The organism is Leifsonia sp. Root4 (assembly GCF_001425085.1).
In the GTDB taxonomy this organism is placed as follows: Bacteria; Actinomycetota; Actinomycetes; order Actinomycetales; family Microbacteriaceae; genus Microterricola.
The window spans coordinates 368,042-386,340 of the sequence record NZ_LMDN01000004.1 but is presented as its reverse complement, the minus strand read 5'-3'; the positions used below and the strand labels follow the sequence as shown (position 1 = coordinate 386,340).

Annotated in this window: 16 protein-coding genes; 8 read left to right on the top strand and 8 right to left on the bottom strand. The window is 64.0% G+C overall.

All coding sequences use genetic code 11. The features are described from left to right. Positions 1-1,282 precede the first annotated feature (1,282 nt). The 8 genes from ASC66_RS15130 to rpmH form a co-directional block, all read right to left on the bottom strand. Positions 1,283-2,245: a ParB/RepB/Spo0J family partition protein gene (locus ASC66_RS15130; protein WP_055841313.1), complete on the bottom strand. Its 963-nt coding sequence runs from the start codon at positions 2,243-2,245 to the stop codon at positions 1,283-1,285. 2 nt (positions 2,246-2,247) lie between these two features. Continuing rightward, positions 2,248-3,174 carry a ParA family protein gene (locus ASC66_RS15125; protein ID WP_055841770.1) on the bottom strand — a complete coding sequence of 309 codons (927 nt, stop codon included), beginning with the start codon at positions 3,172-3,174 and terminating at the stop codon, positions 2,248-2,250. A 503-nt stretch (positions 3,175-3,677) separates the two neighbouring features. Continuing rightward, positions 3,678-4,307 carry a 16S rRNA (guanine(527)-N(7))-methyltransferase RsmG gene (gene rsmG, locus ASC66_RS15120; protein WP_055841310.1) on the bottom strand — a complete coding sequence of 210 codons (630 nt, stop codon included), beginning with the start codon at positions 4,305-4,307 and terminating at the stop codon, positions 3,678-3,680. A 14-nt stretch (positions 4,308-4,321) separates the two neighbouring features. Continuing rightward, positions 4,322-4,909, bottom strand: a complete 588-nt coding sequence (locus ASC66_RS15115; RefSeq protein ID WP_082492373.1) for a Jag family protein — start codon at positions 4,907-4,909, stop codon at positions 4,322-4,324. Between the two features lie 7 nt (positions 4,910-4,916). Further along, on the bottom strand, positions 4,917-5,900 hold the full coding sequence (gene yidC / locus ASC66_RS15110) for a membrane protein insertase YidC (RefSeq protein WP_055841307.1): 984 nt from the start codon (positions 5,898-5,900) through the stop codon (positions 4,917-4,919). A gap of 8 nt (positions 5,901-5,908) precedes the next feature. Next, positions 5,909-6,217 (bottom strand): membrane protein insertion efficiency factor YidD, encoded by a 309-nt coding sequence (gene yidD / locus ASC66_RS15105; RefSeq protein WP_055841305.1) that lies wholly within the window; start codon positions 6,215-6,217, stop codon positions 5,909-5,911. After that, complete coding sequence (gene rnpA, locus ASC66_RS17895) at positions 6,214-6,597, bottom strand: ribonuclease P protein component (RefSeq protein WP_082492372.1); 384 nt, start codon at positions 6,595-6,597, stop codon at positions 6,214-6,216. Before rnpA ends, yidD begins: the two co-directional genes overlap by 4 nt. A 26-nt stretch (positions 6,598-6,623) precedes the next feature. Beyond that, complete coding sequence (gene rpmH, locus ASC66_RS15100) at positions 6,624-6,761, bottom strand: 50S ribosomal protein L34 (RefSeq protein WP_047408363.1); 138 nt, start codon at positions 6,759-6,761, stop codon at positions 6,624-6,626. A 423-nt stretch (positions 6,762-7,184) separates the two neighbouring features. Between rpmH and dnaA the strand changes: the two genes are divergently transcribed. The 8 genes from dnaA (at position 7,185) to ASC66_RS15060 (ending at position 18,246) form a co-directional block, all read left to right on the top strand. Next, the gene (dnaA, locus tag ASC66_RS15095) at positions 7,185-8,663 is read left to right on the top strand and encodes a chromosomal replication initiator protein DnaA (protein WP_055841303.1); all 1,479 of its coding nucleotides are present in this window, start codon (positions 7,185-7,187) and stop codon (positions 8,661-8,663) included. Positions 8,664-9,100: 437 nt separating this feature from the next. After that, the gene (gene dnaN, locus ASC66_RS15090; protein WP_055841300.1) at positions 9,101-10,249 is read left to right on the top strand and encodes a DNA polymerase III subunit beta; all 1,149 of its coding nucleotides are present in this window, start codon (positions 9,101-9,103) and stop codon (positions 10,247-10,249) included. A 96-nt stretch (positions 10,250-10,345) separates the two neighbouring features. Continuing rightward, positions 10,346-11,236, top strand: coding sequence for a phosphogluconate dehydrogenase (NAD(+)-dependent, decarboxylating) (gene gnd, locus ASC66_RS15085; protein WP_055841297.1), 891 nt, complete (start codon positions 10,346-10,348; stop codon positions 11,234-11,236). A gap of 44 nt (positions 11,237-11,280) precedes the next feature. Further along, positions 11,281-12,462: a DNA replication/repair protein RecF gene (gene recF, locus ASC66_RS15080; protein WP_055841294.1), complete on the top strand. Its 1,182-nt coding sequence runs from the start codon at positions 11,281-11,283 to the stop codon at positions 12,460-12,462. Next, positions 12,455-13,048, top strand: a complete 594-nt coding sequence (locus tag ASC66_RS15075; protein ID WP_082492371.1) for a DciA family protein — start codon at positions 12,455-12,457, stop codon at positions 13,046-13,048. Before recF ends, ASC66_RS15075 begins: the two co-directional genes overlap by 8 nt. 121 nt (positions 13,049-13,169) lie before the next feature. Further along, the gene (gyrB, locus tag ASC66_RS15070; RefSeq protein ID WP_055841291.1) at positions 13,170-15,149 is read left to right on the top strand and encodes a DNA topoisomerase (ATP-hydrolyzing) subunit B; all 1,980 of its coding nucleotides are present in this window, start codon (positions 13,170-13,172) and stop codon (positions 15,147-15,149) included. 117 nt (positions 15,150-15,266) lie between these two features. Further along, positions 15,267-17,849, top strand: coding sequence for a DNA gyrase subunit A (gyrA, locus tag ASC66_RS15065; RefSeq protein ID WP_055841288.1), 2,583 nt, complete (start codon positions 15,267-15,269; stop codon positions 17,847-17,849). Beyond that, the gene (locus tag ASC66_RS15060) at positions 17,842-18,246 is read left to right on the top strand and encodes a DUF3566 domain-containing protein (protein ID WP_055841285.1); all 405 of its coding nucleotides are present in this window, start codon (positions 17,842-17,844) and stop codon (positions 18,244-18,246) included. Before gyrA ends, ASC66_RS15060 begins: the two co-directional genes overlap by 8 nt. Positions 18,247-18,299 lie beyond the last annotated feature (53 nt).

Below are 18,299 nucleotides of genomic sequence, written 5' to 3'. Positions count from 1 at the left end.
CGGAAGCGCTCGGTCGCCGCTCCGCTGGTTGAGCTTGTCGAAACCGCATCAGCCGAACCGAACGAGTCGTCGGAGACCCGAGGTGTTTCACGTGAAACATCCCTGGCGGATGCGCACCCGCGTACGGTCTGATTCAGACCACTCGTCCGGAGGATTTCAACAAGCGCAATCAGCGACCGAAGTTCGGCCGAGGCTGCGCTTCCACTTGCTGGTCGAGTAGCGAGCGGCGAGCGTGTCGAGCCCCTGAGCGGGCGGTGGCCGCCCACGGTGGTGCTCGGTCGATCGCTGATGACCCGTTCGTTGGTTGAGCTTGCCGAAACCCCATCGATTTCGGCAAGCTCAATCAACGGCGACAACTCGGCCGGCGCCGCGGTGCCGGTGCGGGCCGAAGTGCTCGAGCTGCAACGCGCTCCCACACGCGGTCGAGTAGCGAGGAACGAGCGTATAGAGGCCTGGACTGGCGGCTGCAGCCAACGCTGCGCTAGCCGGCTCGCTGGTGACGCGTTCGCTCGTTGAGCCTGTCGAAACCCCATTGATTTCGACAAGCTCAATCGGATGGGCGGTGTTCGGGGAGTTCTGCGTGACGACAGGTGTACAGCGGGATGCGATCAGCAGCTCTCCGCAAACTGGGTTCTGTTTAGCTCGCTCCGTACTCTCGATCAGCGGACTCTGAAGCAGGGGGAATTCGGCTTACCCGCTGGTCTCATTACGGCCGCGACGGCCCCCTCGACCAGCAGGGACGCACCAGACGGGGGAGTGGCTGCCTGCGCATTGTCCTACACCGCGGTCGAAAGCGAAGAGCGGGCGAATCGAGACCTAGCCAGCACTATGGAGAGACGGAATCCGATCAGCGGGAGACCCTCAGCGCAGCCAGCCCAGTGATTTCGACAAGCTCAATCAGCTAGGGAGCGGGGTGGCTCAATCAGCTAGGGAGCGGGGTGGCTCAAGCAGCGAGGAAGCGGGGTGGCTCAAGCAGCGGGAGATCCGGGTGGCTGTATGCAGGAGATCCGGGTAGCTCAGCGGGGGAGGGGAGTCGGCCGAGTGCGCGGAACCGGTCTCGCGCCGGTGGAGTGCCGAGGATCGAGCGTGTCGAGTTGCTTCGTCCGGGCTGGGGCGGGCGAGCAGAGCCGAGCGAGCGGCTCCGCCATGTTTCACGTGAAACACGGGCCGTCGCCGAGCCCCAACGGCTGGCTCGTGAGGATCGCGCGGTCCACCCACTCCCCACACGCACTTCTGCCCCAGGTTTCACGTGAAACATGGGGCAGAAAGTCGCGGTGTGGAGCTACTTCGTGAAGCCGGGCTCGCCGATCTCGCCGAGGATGCGGTTGAGATCGGCGACGGTGGCGAAGTCAATTGTGATCTGACCCTTGCGCGCGCCGAGGTGCATCTTCACACGAGTGTTCAGCCGGTCGCCCAGACGCTCGGCGATCTCGTCAAGGTGGCCCTGGCGCGTTCCTGCGTGTGGCTTCACCTTGGGAGCGGGCTTCGGGGTCTTGCTCGCCGCCGCCTCTGCCGCACGCACGGACAGGTCCTCGTTGACGATTTTGTCGGCGAGGTTCTGCATGGCTTCGGGCTCTACGACCGAGAGGATGGCACGGGCGTGACCGGCCGACAGCACGCCGGCCGCAACGCGCAGCTGCACGGGGGAGGGGAGCTTGAGCAGGCGTAGCGTGTTCGTGATCTGCGGGCGTGAACGACCGAGTCGGTTGCCGAGCTCTTCCTGCGTGATGCCGAAATCGCTGAGCAGCTGCTGGTAGGCGGAGGCCTCTTCCAGCGGGTTCAGCTGGGAGCGGTGCAGATTCTCCAGCAGTGCGTCCCGGAGCATGTCATCATCGGCGGTGTCACGGATGACGGCGGGAATGGTGTCGAGCCCGACCTCTTTCGTCGCTCGAAGGCGCCGCTCGCCCATGACGAGCTCGTATTTACCCGCCAGCTCGGGGTGCGGGCGGACAACGATGGGCTGCAGCACGCCGATCTCACGCACGCTGTGCACGAGTTCGGCGAGATCCTGCTCGTTGAAGACAGTGCGCGGCTGCACGGCATTGGGAACGATGTCGGCCGGGTTCAGGTGCGCCAGCCGGGCACCGGGAACGACGAGCAGTTCCTCACGGTCGTTCGCGGCGGCCAGAGCCTGCGCGGCGCCGACCGTATCCGGGAAGAAGACGTCCACGGGACGACCACGGGTCTCGTCGATCGTGGGGATCAGTGCGCCGATCCCGCGCCCGAGTCCAGTTCGCTTCGCCATGACTACCTGCTTCCTGTACGGGGGGTGACTACCGGTGCGCCTCGACGTGCCATCTCTGCGGCCGCCTCCTGATAGGAGAGCGAGCCGGTCGAGTTCGTGTCGTAGCTGATGACGCTCTGACCGTAGCTGGGTGCCTCAGATACACGCACGGAGCGGGGGATGATCGTACCGAGCACCTGCTGCGGAAAGTGGTCGCGGACGTCCTGCGCGACCTGATTGGCCAGATTCGTGCGCGAGTCATACATCGTGAGGAGGATCGTCGAGACACGAAGCTCGGGGTTCAGGTGCTTCTCGATCATCTCGATGTTCTTCAGAAGCTGGCTGAGCCCCTCGAGCGCGTAGTACTCGCACTGAATCGGGATCAGCACCTCGCTCGCCGCGACAAATGCGTTGATGGTGAGGAGGCCGAGAGATGGCGGGCAGTCGATGAAAACGTAGTCGTACGGCGCAGTCATCTCCGCGATGTGGAGATCCAGGGCGCGACGCAGGCGCTGCTCCCTCGCGACGAGCGAAACCAACTCGATTTCTGCTCCAGCCAGGTGAATATTTGCGGGGACGCAGTACAGTTTGCCCTCTTCGGGGCTCTTCTGGACGACCGACGAGAGGGGGAGGTCCTCGATGATCACGTTGTAGATGCTGGGTACATCGGCGCGATGCTCGACACCGAGCGCGGTCGAGGCGTTGCCCTGCGGATCAAGGTCGATGACCAGCACCTTGGCACCGAGGCGGGCAAGCGCAGCCGCCAGATTCACGGCGGTCGTCGTCTTTCCGACGCCGCCCTTCTGGTTGGAGATGGTGAGCACGCGCGTCTTCTCGGGGAGCGGCAGCGTCAACTCCGCAATCGCCTGGCGGCGGCGGGTCAGAGTCGCCACTTCTTCCGCCAGGGGAGCGTGCGTCGCCGGCGGAGTCGAGGCCGCATCTTCCGTCAACGCCGCGTGCGTTGCGGCATCCCAGTCAATCGAGCCGGTGGTTGGATCGCCCTCCGTACTCGAAACGGGCGTGGGGGCCGAAGTGTCGTCGGCGGTTTGTTTCACGTGAAACACTGCTTCTTTCTCGTCGTCAATCAGTTCGGTCGTGCCGTCGGTCGTGCCGGCCTGCGTCTCGACGAGGTCATTCGCGTCAATTTCAGTGCTGTGGGAGCCATTCTCCGGCGACTCGGCGTCGAGCCGGGCGCCGACAATTGCGTCAAACGCGGCCAGGGAGACGACGGGGGAGTGGCCGTCGGGCGATGTGATGGTGTCAACTGCATCTGCGGCGGGCGGGGCGGACTCGTCGCGCCCCTTCTTGTGGAACCATCCACGGCTCGCGGCATTCGCCATCTGCTATCCATTCCCTGTGTCGGTCGTCTCACGAGAGCGCCGACACCGCGGCGCTGGAACCGAACGAACGAGCACAGCATGCGTCGTGCGCAGCAACCGGCGACGAGAGTCGACTAACCCACTGTAGCCCGGATGACGCGGGTTTCTTCGCTCAGAATGCCTTCGCCAAGGACAAGAACCTCAACATCACGCAATTTGTACTTGCGGATCGCCTTCTCGGCCGCCGTGATCTCGCCGGGGGCCCCAGCGCCCTTCATCAGCACGAGTTCACCACCGGAGCGGAGCAGGGGAGCGGTGAGCGGGATCAGCGTGCGCAGCGCACTGACGGCTCTGGCCGTCACCTGATCGAATGTGCCCTCGCGCTTGGTCTCCTCCGCGCGGGCGCGCAGAACCTCGACGTTGGCCAAACCGAGTTCGGCGACCTGGTCGTTCAACCACGCGACACGACGCTCCATCGGCTCGATCAGGACGAAATTCACGTCTGGTCGAGCGATGGCGAGCACGAGGCCCGGGAGTCCCGCACCGCTTCCAACGTCACCGACGAGACCGGGGCGCAGCAACGGCGCAACGATCGCGCAGTTCAGAATGTGCCTCGTCCACAGTCGCGGAAGCTCAAGAGGCCCGATGAGGCCGAGCTCCTCGCCGTGCGTCGCGAGATTCGTGGTGAACGCACGCGCCGTGGCGAGCTGCTCGCCGAAGACGTCCGCGGCTACAAGCGGTTCCGACTCAAGGGTGTCAGTCATGGTTTCACGTGAAACTATGCGCGACGGCTGATCACGGTGTGACGATCGCGACCCTCACCGTTGGACTCCGAGGTGTATCCACGCTCACCGACGATGTCATGCACGAGCTTGCGCTCGTAGGAGGACATGGCGGGGAGCGCAGCCGAGGCCGCACCGCCCTCAATGCGCTCGATGGCACGCGTCACGAGGGCGGTCAGCTCGGCCTCACGGGCGTCCCGAGAGCCACCGATGTCGAGGATGAGCCGGGAGAAGCCGCCCGTCTTGCTCTGGACGGCGAGTCGCGTGAGCTCCTGAAGGGCGTTGACCGTCTCCGGCTTGGACAGCACGGAGATGTTGGCTCCGGCGCCGGCGTTCACCGAGAGGTAGGCACGGCCGTTGCGGGCGTCGATGTCAATGTCACCGTCGAGATCGCAGATGTCGAGGAACTCTTCAATGTAGTCCGCGGCGATATCGCCCTCTTGCTCGAGCTGCGCCTGGGAGGGCGTGGCGGTGCGATCCGTACCCTCCACTGCGGCCTCGAAGGTGGCAGCGATGCCCTGCTCCGATGCCTCGAGGTCGAGGGCGGAGTCGTCAACGATGGGGGTGTTCTGAACGTCGGTCATCTGCGTCCTACTTCTGGTCGCCGGGCTTGGCTTGCTTCTTTGCCCGGTTCTTGCTGATCGGCTGCTGCCGCTGGGTCTTCTTGGCCGCCTCTTCGTCGACGACGATCACGGTGCCGTCGGTGGCGACGAGCTTGCCCTTGCGGGCCAGGCGCTCTTCGCGGGCCTTGGCTGCCTCGCTGCCGGGCGTGGGCATGTTCCGGATGACGACGAACTGCTGAACCATGGTCCAGATGTTCGAGGTGAGCCAGTAGAACATGACACCGAGCGGGAAGGCGACACCGGAGAAGGCGAAGACGAGGGGGAGTAGGTAGAGCATGATGCGCTGCTGCTTGAACATCGGGCTCGCCTTGGTCTCCGGCGACATGTTCTTCGAGACGATCTGCAGCTGCGTGATGAACTGTGAGGCGGTCATCAGCACGACCATGACGGCGGCGATGATCATGACGGCTGCGCTGAACGGCTCGCCCTCGAGCATCAACGTCCACTGGGAGGCGAAGGAGCTGTGCAGCGGCGCGACGCCGAAGAGCTCGGCATCGCCGAACTGCTTGGCCAACTCGGCATTGAGCGGGCCGACGCCGGTCTTGCCGTGCTGGGCGTCATTCAGCACCGAGAACAGCGCGAAGAAGATCGGCATCTGCAACAGCAGAGGCAGGCAGGAGCTCAGCGGGTTGGTGCCGGTCTTCTTGTACAGCTCCATCGTCTCGCGCGACATCGCATCGCGAGAGAACTGATCCTTCTTGCCCTTGTACTTCTCTTGGATCTTCTTCAGCTGCGGAGCAACCTCCAGCATGCGGCGCTGGTTCTTGATCTGCTTGACGAAGACGGGGATCAGGGCGGCACGCACCACAACGACGAGGCCGACAATGGCCAGCACCCAGGTGATGCCGGCGGCAGGGTCCATGCCCGCCGCGCTGAACAGCCAGTGCCAGCCGACGAGGAGTAGCTCAACAGCCCACTTCAGTGGCCACAGAACGATCGAGATCAAGTCCATTGTTGGGGTCAGCCCTTTCCTTGGCCTGCGACGACGAAGCCGGATGCCGTCACGCGATAGCGCCGCACACGTTTGAGGGGAACGTCGTCGATTCCGCCCTCGGCCCAGGGGTGGCACCGCACGATGCGGCGGGCCGCCAGCGCCCCACCGACGACGACGCCGCGATCTTGCACAGCGGTGAGCGCGTACTGGGAGCACGATGGGTAATAACGGCACACATCGCCGTAGAGCGGTGAGATCACCGCGCGATAGACGCGCAAGAGCAGAACGACGATGTTGCGCGGCACAAGGAGTGCTGTTGCGACAAGTCTGTTCACGAGGAACTCTCCCGGCGACGAGATGTGCTTGAGTTCGCAGAACGAGTCAGAGACTCCGCGAGCTCACTCCGCAGGGTTTCCCACGAAGCTGTGGAGCAATCGGGCAGCGCGCGGATGACCACGTCGACGCCCGGTTGCACCCGGTCAAGCATCAGATAGCTGGCCGCCTTGAGTCGTCTGCGCACGCGATTGCGTTGCGTCGCGTTGCCGACCGTCTTTGCGACGATAAAGCCAAAACGAGCGCCCTGACCGCGCGAAGCAGTTGCTTCGGGATCAGAACGCACATACGTCACGAAGTGAGGCGTGACGAATCTCCGCCCCCGACGTACGACTCCCTTGTAGTCGTCGCCCGTCGTGATGCGGTTCGCCTTGGCAAGCACTGGTGCTTGAGATCGAGCCTGGGTGCTTAAGCGGAAAGCTCGACGCGACCCTTGCGGCGACGAGCGCCGAGGATCGCGCGGCCGGCACGCGTACGCATGCGCAGACGGAAACCGTGCACCTTCGCGCGACGACGGTTGTTCGGCTGGAACGTTCTCTTGCTCATTGTGTGTACTCCACGTCTTGGATCTCCACGAGCCTCGATGTGGCCGGGAAAGAAATTTGGGCAGCCAGAAGGCTGGGGTCAACCTATTAAAACTACGGCCTGAGCCGGCTCCGGTCAAACCGGATGCCTGATCGGCAGTGGATTCTCCATGATCTTCACAGCTTGTGCAGCAGCGACACGCGGGCCGCCCGCCTCCTATTCTGCAGGAATGCGGGTCGGTTCTGAGCATTGCCCACGAAGTTATCCCCAGCAAGATACCCATAGTTCCGCTAGTTTTGTGGGAGTTACCCACAGCGGTGGATAACTCTGTGAGTACTTTTCAACTTTCTCGGATCCATGGCACCACCATCCGCACGCAGCATCACTGCCCGCGGTACCGAGTCGGGCACGAGCATCGCAGCGACACAAGAAGTGTGGAGAACAATGGCCGACGTCGAACAGCCGATCGAGAACACCTGGAGCGATGTGCTCGCGGGACTCACGTCGGACAGCACGATCACCCCGATGCTTTACGGCTTCCTCAACCTGGTCGAGCCGAAGGGGATCGCAGCGGGCACCTTCTATCTGGAAGTCCCGAACGACTTCACCGCGAGCATGTTGAACCAGCGCATGCGAACGTCGCTGTTGGCGGCGATGAGTGCCATCGGAACGCCCGCCATCACCAACTTCTATGTCGTCGTCAATCCGGAGCTGGAGAACGACGCAGCAACGCAGCAGGCATTCGAGTCCCCGGAGTCCTTGGGTGTGCCCCAGACGATGCCGCCACAGCACCAGCCCGCGGTCCCGGTCACCCCGCCCAACGTCGTGGAGACCCCCGCGACCCCGCAGTCCGTCTTCGAGCACAGTTCGCCGGAACAGTCCAATGACACCAGGCTGAACCCGAAGTACAGCTTCGACAACTTCGTCATCGGTCAGTCGAACCGATTCGCTCACGCTGCGGCCGTCGCCGTCGCCGAGGCCCCGGCCAAGGCGTACAACCCCCTCTTCATCTATGGCGACTCCGGGCTCGGCAAGACCCACCTCCTGCACGCCATCGGTCACTACGCCATGAGCCTCTACCCGGGCGTGCGCGTGCGATACGTGAGTTCGGAAGAGTTCACCAACGACTTCATCAACTCGATTGCCAATAACAGGGGAGCGGTCTTCCAGTCCCGCTACCGGAACATCGACATCCTCCTGATCGATGACATCCAGTTCCTGCAGGGCAAGGCCGAGACGCAGGAAGCCTTCTTCCACACCTTCAATACGCTTCACGATCACAACAAGCAGGTGGTCATCACGAGCGACCTGCCGCCGAAGGCGCTCACCGGCTTCGAGGACCGCATGCGGAGCCGCTTCGAGTGGGGCCTCATCACCGATGTGCAGGTGCCCGACCTCGAGACCCGCATCGCCATTCTGCGCAAGAAGGCGCAATCAGAGCGCATGCAGGCGCCAGACGACATCCTCGAATTCATCGCAACCAAGGTGTCCTCCAACATCCGGGAGCTCGAGGGGACGCTCATCCGCGTCACCGCCTTCGCCAGCCTCAACCGCACACCGGTTGACATGAACCTGGTGCAGACGGTGCTGAAGGATCTCATCACCCTCGACGAGGACAACGTGATCGCGCCGGCAGACATCATCACGAACACTGCTGACTACTTCAAACTCACCGTCGACGACCTCTACGGGTCCAGCCGCTCGCAGGCGGTCGCCACGGCCAGACAGATCGCCATGTACCTCTGCCGCGAGCTCACGAACCTCTCGCTCCCCAAGATCGGGCAGCTGTTCGGCAATCGCGACCACACCACGGTGATGTATGCCAACAAGAAGATCAGCGAGCTCATGAAGGAGCGTCGCTCGATCTACAACCAGGTGACCGAGCTCACGAACCGCATAAAGCAGAACCACCGCTACAAGTAGGGGCTTGTGCTCGACGCGCCCGGGCCGCCAGAATATTCCACTACTCACATGTTGTGGATAACTTGTGGATAGTTAATGAGCAACTCGCTTGAAGCTGTTGAAGAATGCCGTGTTCTTGTGGGTTTGAGCCTCTCGGCGCGACCCGCTCCCCATGCATGAGGGCGTTAACGCTCACACAACTTCAACAAGTGACAGCCGCGTAGTTCTCTGTGTATACAACGAATTAACATAGTTATCCACAGTTTCCACAGCGGTTAAGACCGTTAAAGAATTCTTAAAGAGATCTCCCATGCGACAACCTTGTGGACGGCCGAGCCGCCCAGAGCCCGAAACGAATGACAAGAAACCCACGCCGTAATGGCAGGGGTTAGCATGGAGCCCAGCCCGTCAGCCCCGCTGTCAGGCGCAATCGACAAGCAGCGAACAGGAGCGCCTTCGTGAAGTTTCAGGCCAACCGGGATGTCTTCAGCGAAGCGGTTTCCTTCGCCGTCAAGCTCCTCCCGCAGCGCACAACGCTGCCGATTCTGAGCGGTGTGCTCATCCAGGCCACGGAGACCGGGCTGATCCTGTCGTCGTTTGACTACGAGGTCTCTGCGCAGACCGAGATCGCGGCCGATGTCGAGGAGACAGGCACCGTACTCGTCTCGGGTCGCCTCCTGGCCGAGATCGCCAACAGACTTCCCAACGCCCCCGTGCGATTCAGCACCGAGGAGAGCCGGATCATCGTCAGCAGCGGATCTGCGAGCTTCACGCTCCTGTCCATGCCCGTCGAGGAATACCCGAGCATCCCGCAGATCAGCTCCGAGTCCGGACTCGTTCCCGCCGAGGAATTCGCTGCCGCCGTTGCTCAGGTCGCGGTCGCGGCGTCGCGTGACGACGTCACCCCCGTGATCACTGGCGTGCAGCTCGAGGTCAGCGAGAACAGCCTGGGGCTGGTCGCCACCGACCGCTACCGCGTCGCCGTGCGAGAAATCAACTGGGATGGCGGCAACAACGCCAGCGGTGAGACCATCACCGCACTGGTTCCGGCCCGCACCCTGCAGGAAGTGGGCAAGACGTTCGGCAATGCCGGCACGATCTCGGTCGCCATCACCAACAACGACGACCGGGAACTGATCGCGTTCACCGCGAACAAGAAGACCGTCACCAGCCTGTTGATCAAGGGCAACTTCCCGCCCGTTCGTCGTCTGTTCCCTGACACCACGCCGAACCACGCCGTGATGAACACCGCGGAGCTCATCGAGGCGACGAGGCGCGTCGCCCTCGTCCTGGAGCGCGAGGCGGCCCTGCGGTACAGCTTCTCGGCTGACGGCCTCACACTCGAGGCCATCGGCTCGGAACAGGCGCAGGCCTCTGAGACCATCGACGCCGTGCTCACCGGTGACGAGATCGTGGTCTCGCTCAAGCCCCAGTTCCTGCTCGACGGCCTGGGGGCGGTTCACTCCGAGTTCGTGCGCATCTCGTTCACCCGCACCGAGAACCCGAACAAGCCCGGCCCTGTGCTGATCACGAGCCAGAGCTCGAAGGAAGAACCGAGCGCCGACAGCTACAAGTACCTGCTGCAGCCCAACCTGCTGCTGCGCTAGGCCACATCAACCAACCCCGAACTTGACGCAACGTCGCGCCACTCGCACGATAGCCGCGACATCCGTCGTTGCTGCACCTCAAGCCAAGGAAACACAATGCACATCGGTCTCATCGGTCTCGGAAAAATGGGCGGCAACATGCGTAGCCGCCTGCGCGCACAGGGCATCGACGTCACGGGCTTCGATCGCAACCCCGAGGTCACGGATGTCGCGACCGTCGCCGAGATGGTCGCCGCTCTGCCCGCACCCCGCACCGTCTGGGTGATGGTACCCGCCGGCGCGATCACCGATGCTGTGATCGACGAGCTGAACGAGCTGCTCGAGCCGGGCGATCTCGTGATCGACGGTGGCAACTCCCGCTTCACCGAGGACTTCAAGCACGCGGAACTGCTCGGCGCCAAGGGCATCGACTACATCGATGCCGGTGTCTCCGGTGGGGTCTGGGGCCGTGAGAACGGCTACGGCCTGATGGTCGGTGGAAGCGCGGCCCAGGTCGAGCGTGTCATGCCCGTCTTCGACGCGCTGCGCCCGGAGGGCCCGCGCGAGGAAGGCTTCGTTCACGTCGGCGAGGTCGGCGCCGGCCACTACGCCAAGATGGTGCACAACGGCATCGAATACGCATTGATGCAGGCCTACGCGGAGGGCTATGAGCTCCTCGATGCACGGAGCGACCTGATCAAGGACGTGCCCGGAACGTTCAAGGCCTGGCAGCGCGGCACCGTCGTGCGCTCCTGGCTGCTCGAGCTGCTCGTGCGCGCGCTGGACGAGGACGCCGATCTGAGCGACATCGAGGGCTACGTCGACGACTCCGGCGAAGGCCGATGGACCGTCGAGGAGGCCATCGCCAACGCCGTCCCCGTTCCGACGATCAGCGCGTCGATCTTTGCCCGTTTCGTCTCGCGACAGGACGATTCGCCGGCGATGAAGGCCGTTGCCGCCCTGCGCAACCAGTTCGGTGGCCATGAGGTCAAGAAGTCCGAAGGCTAGCGTGACCGGCGGGCTGTCAGAGGGAGCCCGATAAAGTTGGGGCCGTGTTCGTTTCGCATCTGAGTCTCAGCGACTTCCGCAATTATGCGGTTGCCGAGGTTGAGTTGCGCCCCGGCGCGAACCTCATCGTCGGGCGGAACGGGCAGGGCAAGACCAACCTCGTTGAGGCACTCGGCTATCTCAGTACCCTCGGCTCGCATCGGGTGTCGACCGATCACGCGATGATTCGCGCGGGCCGGGATGCCGCGATCATCCGGGCCAGGCTCGAAAACGGGCAGCGGTCGATACTCGCAGAGGTCCAGCTCAACCGGGTCGGCGCGAATCGGGCGCAGATCAACCGATCAGCGATCAAGCCCCGCGAGCTGCCGCGCTACTTCTCCAGCGTGCTGTTCGCGCCGGAGGATCTCGCGCTCGTGCGCGGCGAACCATCGGGCAGACGGCGTTTCCTCGACCAGCTGTTGATCCTGCGCTCCCCGCGACTCTCCGGAGTGCTCGCCGACTACGACCGTGTGCTGAAACAGCGCAACAGCCTGCTGAAATCGGCCAGGGCGCGCGGCGTGCGCGGCGACGCGCTGTCGACTCTCGACATCTGGGATGAGCGCCTGGTCGCACTGGGCTCGGAGATCATCGATGAACGGCTGGAGCTGGTCCGCGCTCTGCGCGAACCGCTGCGCCGCGCCTACCACGCCGTCGCCGGCGACGATCATGGGCCCGATCTCCGCCCGCAGTTGAGCATTCTCGGCGCGGACATCGACGGTGACGATGGCTTCAGCGCGGTGGAGGTCACGCCGCCGAGCTCAACCAACGGCAGCGGCAGTGAAGGAAGCGGCACGGCGGAGCGTTTCCGTTCGGCTCTCGCGGCTGTGCGCGGCAAGGAGCTCGACCGCGCGATCACCCTGGTCGGGCCGCACCGCGATGACCTCGTCTTCATGTTGAACGCCCTTCCCGCCAAGGGCTACGCGAGTCACGGTGAGTCGTGGTCGTTCGCCCTCGCCCTCAAGCTGGCTGCGGCCGAGATCCTCCGCCGCGAGGCCGCTGCCGGCGACCCGGTGTTGATCCTCGATGACGTCTTCGCCGAACTCGACCAGCAGCGCCGGAGCCGGCTGGCCGAGGCTGTCACCGGCTACGAGCAGGTGCTCATCACCGCCGCCGTGCTCGACGACGTTCCGGCGGCCCTCGCCGCGCACACCATCCACATCCGCGCGGGGGAGATCGTCGATGCCTGATCTGCCACAGCCGCCCCGTTCGCCAGGCCGGTCGGGGACGTCGGCGAGCCCCGATATCGCGGCGACCACGGCAAACCCAACCGTTCAACACCGATCGTCGCTGCCGGACGAGACCGAGGCAAGCCGGGTCTACCTGCACCTCAAAGAAGTGTTCGGTGGGTTCCCGCGGGGGGCGCGCCTCAAGCGCAAGAAGCTCCACGACCCGGCGGAGAGCCAGGCCTTCGGCATCGGCCGCGATCCGAAGGGGCTCGGCGACTCCCTCGAGCTGCTCACGAAGCAGTTGGGCTGGCGGGCCCCCCTCACCCAGGCCGATCTGCTGAACTCCTGGGCGGCGATCGCCGGAGCCGAGACCGCTAAACACTCGACGCCGCTCGGGATCGATGATGGTGTGCTCACGGTGCAATGCGAGTCGACAGCGTGGGCGACGCAGTTGCGCCTCATGCGTGTTGAGATCATGACGCGCATCGTCACGGAGTTCACCGAAGCGGGTGTCGTCTCGATCCGCTTTCAGGGGCCGAACGCCCCTTCCTGGAAAAAGGGCCCCAGATCGATTCCAGGGCGTGGCCCGCGCGATACCTACGGGTAGGCAAACAAATTCGGTCAACTACCGAAATCAAGGCCCTCAGATCGCGAAATCTCCCCGGGGATGGTGCCCTTCTTGGTAGCATGGGGAGTCGCCTAAACGACGGTCAGGAGCCTAATTTCATATGACATCGGAACCGAATACGAGCGATGCAGTGCCCGAATACGGAGCAGACGACATCCAGGTTCTCGAAGGACTTGAGGCGGTGCGCAAGCGTCCGGGAATGTACATCGGTTCGACCGGTCCCCGCGGCTTGCACCACCTTGTCTACGAAATCGTCGACAACTCCGTCGATGAGGCCCTCGCCGGCTACTGCGACGTCATCGACGTGACGATCCTCGCCGACGGCGCGGTGCGCGTGATCGACAACGGCCGCGGCATCCCCGTTGACCTGAACAAGGGTCTCGGCAAGTCGACGGTCGAGGTTGTCCTCACCGTTCTGCACGCTGGCGGCAAGTTCGGCGGCGGTGGCTACGCGGTTTCCGGTGGTCTGCACGGCGTCGGTTCCTCCGTCGTGAATGCGCTCTCCAGCCGCCTCGAGGTCGAGGTGAAGCGCCAGGGACACGTGTGGCGCCAGAGCTACAAGCACGGTGTGCCCGACGCTCCTCTAGAAAAGGGCGAGGCCTCGGATGAGACCGGTACCCAGATCACCTTCTGGCCGAGCGCCGACACCTTCGAGACGATCGATTTCGAGTACGAGACGCTGCGGGCCCGCTTCCAGCAGATGACGTTCCTGAACAAGGGACTGCGCATCAACCTCACGGACGAGCGCGAGTCGAGCCGCGACGACGAGGGCAAGCCGCGCCACAACTCCTACCTCTACGAGCAGGGCCTCCGCGACTACGTCGAGTACCTGAACACCGCCAAGAAGGCCGAGGTCGTCCACGACGAGATCATCTCCTTCGAGACGGAGGACACCGAGCGCAAGATCGCCCTCGAGGTCGCGATGCAGTGGACGATGGCGTACACCGAGAGCGTGCACACCTACGCCAACACCATCAACACGCACGAGGGTGGAACCCACGAAGAGGGCTTCCGCGCCGCACTCACCACCCTCGTGAACAAGTACGCGCGTGAGAAGGGCATCCTCAAGGAGAAGGACGAGAACCTCTCCGGCGACGACGTGCGCGAGGGTCTCACCGCGGTCATCTCGATCAAGCTCGGTGAGCCGCAGTTCGAGGGCCAGACCAAGACCAAGCTCGGCAACACCGAGGCGAAGGCATTCGTGCAGCGCGTCGTCGGCGTCGAGCTCGCTGACTGGTTCGACCGCAACCCGAACCAGGCCAAGGACATCATCCGGAAGTCGCTGCAGGCCGCAACGGCTCGCCTCGCCGCCCGCAAGGCCCGCGAGGGCGCCCGCCGCAAGGGCCTGCTCGAGTCCGGCGGAATGCCGGGCAAGCTCAAGGACTGCCAGTCGAAGGATCCCTCGATCTCCGAGGTGTTCATCGTCGAGGGTGACTCGGCCGGCGGCAGCGCCGTGCAGGGGCGAAACCCGGAGACGCAGGCCATCCTGCCGCTGCGCGGCAAGATCCTGAATGTGGAGAAGGCCCGCCTCGACCGCGCCCTCGGCAACAACGAGGTCCAGGCCATGATCACGGCATTCGGCGCCGGCATCGGCGAGGACTTCAACACCGAGAAGGTCCGCTACCACAAGATCGTTTTGATGGCGGATGCCGACGTCGACGGCCAGCACATCACGACGCTGCTGCTGACGCTCCTGTTCCGCTACATGCGGCCGCTGATCGACCTCGGCTACGTCTACCTGGCGCAGCCGCCGCTGTACCGTCTCAAGTGGTCGAACTCGGCTCACGAGTACGTCTACTCGGACAGGGAGCGCGACGCGCTCCTCGTCGAGGGGGCTGCGGCAGGCAAGCGCATCCCGAAGGACAACGGCATCCAGCGCTACAAGGGTCTCGGCGAGATGGACTACCAGGAACTCTGGGAGACCACGATGAACCCGGAGACCCGCACACTGCTGCAGGTCACCCTCGACGACGCGGCCGCGGCCGACGAGATCTTCTCCACCCTGATGGGCGAGGACGTCGAGAGCCGCCGCAACTTCATTCAGCAGAACGCGAAAGACGTGCGCTTCCTGGATATCTGATCGCGAGAGCCGCGCAGCGGCGATCCGATCAGGGCTCGAGCCAATCGGCCCTTCCGGCCGGTTGGCGAAGCCTCTGAGAGCACCCGTACGAACTTGAGTAAGTAGACGAGAAGACAAATGGCAGACGAAGACAACATCACCGGTGGCGAACAGTTGAGCGCCGACGAGCAGCTGGCCGCAGACACGTTCAAGGCGCACGGCAAGATCGACCAGGTTGATCTGCAGCTGGAAATGCAGCGGTCCTACCTCGACTACGCCATGAGCGTCATCGTCGGGCGCGCGCTGCCCGATGTGCGTGACGGTCTCAAGCCGGTGCACCGCCGCGTCATCTATGCGATGTTCGATGGCGGCTACCGCCCGGACAAGGCTTTCTCCAAGTGCTCGCGCGTCGTCGGCGACGTGATGGGTCAGTTCCACCCGCACGGTGACAGCTCCATCTACGACGCGCTGGTGCGCCTCGTCCAGCCCTGGAGCCTGCGTTACCCGCTGGCGCTCGGCCAGGGCAACTTCGGCTCTCCCGGCAACGACGGCGCTGCCGCCCCGCGATACACCGAGACCAAGATGGCCCCGCTCGCCCTCGAGATGGTCCGTGACATCGACGAGGACACGGTCGACTTCCAGGACAACTACGACGGCCGCACGCAGGAGCCGTCGGTCCTGCCGGCCCGCTTCCCGAACCTGCTCGTCAACGGCTCGGTCGGCATCGCGGTCGGTATGGCCACGAACATCCCGCCGCACAACCTGCGCGAGGTGGCATCCGGTGCCCAGTGGTACCTCGAGAACCCCGACGCGACGCGCGAGGAGCTGCAAGAAGCTCTCATGCAGCGCATCAAGGGACCGGACTTCCCGACCGGCGCCCAGATCCTCGGAGTCAAGGGCATCCACGACGCCCAGCGCACCGGCCGCGGCTCCATCACGATGCGCGCCGTGGTCAACGTCGAGGAGATCCAGAACCGCACCTGCCTGGTCGTGACCGAGCTGCCGTACCAGGTCAACCCGGACAACCTCGCCATCAAGATCGCCGATCTGGTCAAGGACGGCAAGATCACCGGCATCGCGGACATCCGCGACGAGACCTCCGGCCGCACCGGCCAGCGCCTCGTGATCGTGCTCAAGCGCGACGCCGTGGCCAAGGTCGTGCTGAACAACCTCTACAAGCACACCCAGCTGCAGGAGAACTTCGGCGCCAACATGCTCGCCATCGTCGATGGCATCCCGCGCACGCTCTCGATCGACGGCTTCATCCACGCCTGGGTCATGCACCAGGTCGAGGTCATCGTTCGCCGCACCCAGTTCCGCCTGAAGAAGGCCGAAGCCGAGGCACACATCCAGCGTGGCTACGTGAAGGCGCTCGACGCCCTCGATGAGGTCATCGCCCTCATCCGCCGCTCCCCGGATGTCGAGAAAGCTCGCCTCGGTCTGATGGACCTGCTCGGCGTGGACCAGCTGCAGGCAGACGCGATCCTGGCTATGCAGCTGCGTCGACTGGCCGCGCTCGAGCGTCAGAAGATCATCGACCGCTTGAACGAGCTCGAGTTGGCGATCGCCGAGTTCCACGCGATCCTCGCCTCGGAGACCCGCCAGCGCCAGATCATCATCGACGAGCTGGCCGAGGTCACCGCCAAGTTCGGCGACGAGCGCCGCACCGAGATCATGTACGGCTATGACGGCGACATGAGCATCGAGGACCTCATCCCCGAAGAGGAGATGGTGGTCACGGTCACCCGCGGCGGCTACGTCAAGCGCACGCGCAGTGACAACTACCGCAGCCAGCACCGCGGCGGCAAGGGCGTCAAGGGCGCCCAGCTGCGTGCGGATGACGTCGTCGAGCACTTCTTCGTCACCACGACGCACCACTGGCTGCTGTTCTTCACGAACGCCGGCCGCGTCTACCGTGCCAAGGCCTACGAGATCCAGGAGGCCGGCCGCGATGCGAAGGGCCAGCACGTCGCGAACCTGCTCGAGATGCAGCCGGACGAGGAGATCACACAGATCCTCGACATCCGCGACTACTCGGTTGCGACGTACCTGGTGCTCGCCACCCGTGACGGCCTGATCAAGAAGACGGCGCTCTCCGAGTACGACACCAACCGTTCTCGCGGCATCATCGCCATCAAGCTGCGCGAGGGCGATGCCCTCGTCTCGGCGATGCTGCTGAACGAGGACGACGACGTGCTCCTCGTCTCCCGCAAGGGCATGTCGATCCGCTTCAAGGCCAGCGACGAGGCACTGCGCCCCATGGGTCGCAGCACCTCCGGCGTCGGCGGAATGCACTTCCGCGGTGACGACGAGCTGTTGGACGCATCCGTCGTCAGCGACGAGGGCTACGTGTTCGTCGTGACAGAGGGTGGATACGCCAAGCGCACCTCCGTCGACCAGTACCGCTTGCAGAACCGCAACGGCCTGGGCATCAAGGTGGCCAAGCTGAGCGAGGACAGGGGCGATCTGGCCGGCGCGATCATCGTCGAGGAGCAGGACGAGGTTCTTGTGGTTCTTGCCAGCGGCAAGGTGGTACGCTCTGACGTCGCTGAAGTCCCTGCCAAGGGGCGCGACACAATGGGCGTTGTATTCGCCAAGTTTGCCGATGATGATCGAATCATCGCCATCGCGAAGAACACCGAACGCAATCTGGAGAACGCCGACGAGGAGTCGGACGTGACAGAGGGCGAACCCGGGAAGGATGAAACCGTAAATGAGTAGTGTCGCTGACAAACTGGCGAAGAAATCCAATCGTCGCCCGTCGACCAAGCAGGTGCGCCTGAAGCTGGTCTACGTCGACTTCTGGTCGGCCGTGAAGCTGTCATTCCTGATCTCGATCTGCCTGGCGATCATCACGATCGTCGGCACCTTCCTGATCTACACGGTGCTCGACTCGACTGGCATCTTCGACGAGGCAGACAAGCTGTTCAAGGACATCACCGGCGGGGCTCAGAGCCTCACGGCGATCCTCTCGCTGCCTCAGGTGATGGGCTTCACCGTCGTCGTCGCGCTGCTCGACCTCGTCGTCGTGACGGCGCTCGGCGCCATCATGGCCGTGCTCTACAACCTGAGCGTGAAGGTCACCGGCGGCGTGCTCGTCGGCTTCACAAACAACTAGACGCGCGCGGGAATACGTGCCCGATTTCACCTTTCGGGCAGTGGTCAGGTAGT

What these genes read in the sequence shown, in the direction of transcription:
- ASC66_RS15130 (WP_055841313.1), bottom strand. Translation starts at nt 2,245, where the DNA reads ATGGCGAAGCGAACTGGACTCGGGCGCGGGATCGGCGCACTGATCCCC.
- rsmG (WP_055841310.1), bottom strand. Translation starts at nt 4,307, where the DNA reads ATGACTGACACCCTTGAGTCGGAACCGCTTGTAGCCGCGGACGTCTTC.
- ASC66_RS15115 (WP_082492373.1), bottom strand. Translation starts at nt 4,909, where the DNA reads ATGACCGACGTTCAGAACACCCCCATCGTTGACGACTCCGCCCTCGAC.
- yidC (WP_055841307.1), bottom strand. Translation starts at nt 5,900, where the DNA reads ATGGACTTGATCTCGATCGTTCTGTGGCCACTGAAGTGGGCTGTTGAG.
- rpmH (WP_047408363.1), bottom strand. Translation starts at nt 6,761, where the DNA reads ATGAGCAAGAGAACGTTCCAGCCGAACAACCGTCGTCGCGCGAAGGTG.
- dnaA (WP_055841303.1), top strand. Translation starts at nt 7,185, where the DNA reads ATGGCCGACGTCGAACAGCCGATCGAGAACACCTGGAGCGATGTGCTC.
- gnd (WP_055841297.1), top strand. Translation starts at nt 10,346, where the DNA reads ATGCACATCGGTCTCATCGGTCTCGGAAAAATGGGCGGCAACATGCGT.
- ASC66_RS15075 (WP_082492371.1), top strand. Translation starts at nt 12,455, where the DNA reads ATGCCTGATCTGCCACAGCCGCCCCGTTCGCCAGGCCGGTCGGGGACG.
- gyrB (WP_055841291.1), top strand. Translation starts at nt 13,170, where the DNA reads ATGACATCGGAACCGAATACGAGCGATGCAGTGCCCGAATACGGAGCA.
- gyrA (WP_055841288.1), top strand. Translation starts at nt 15,267, where the DNA reads ATGGCAGACGAAGACAACATCACCGGTGGCGAACAGTTGAGCGCCGAC.
- ASC66_RS15060 (WP_055841285.1), top strand. Translation starts at nt 17,842, where the DNA reads ATGAGTAGTGTCGCTGACAAACTGGCGAAGAAATCCAATCGTCGCCCG.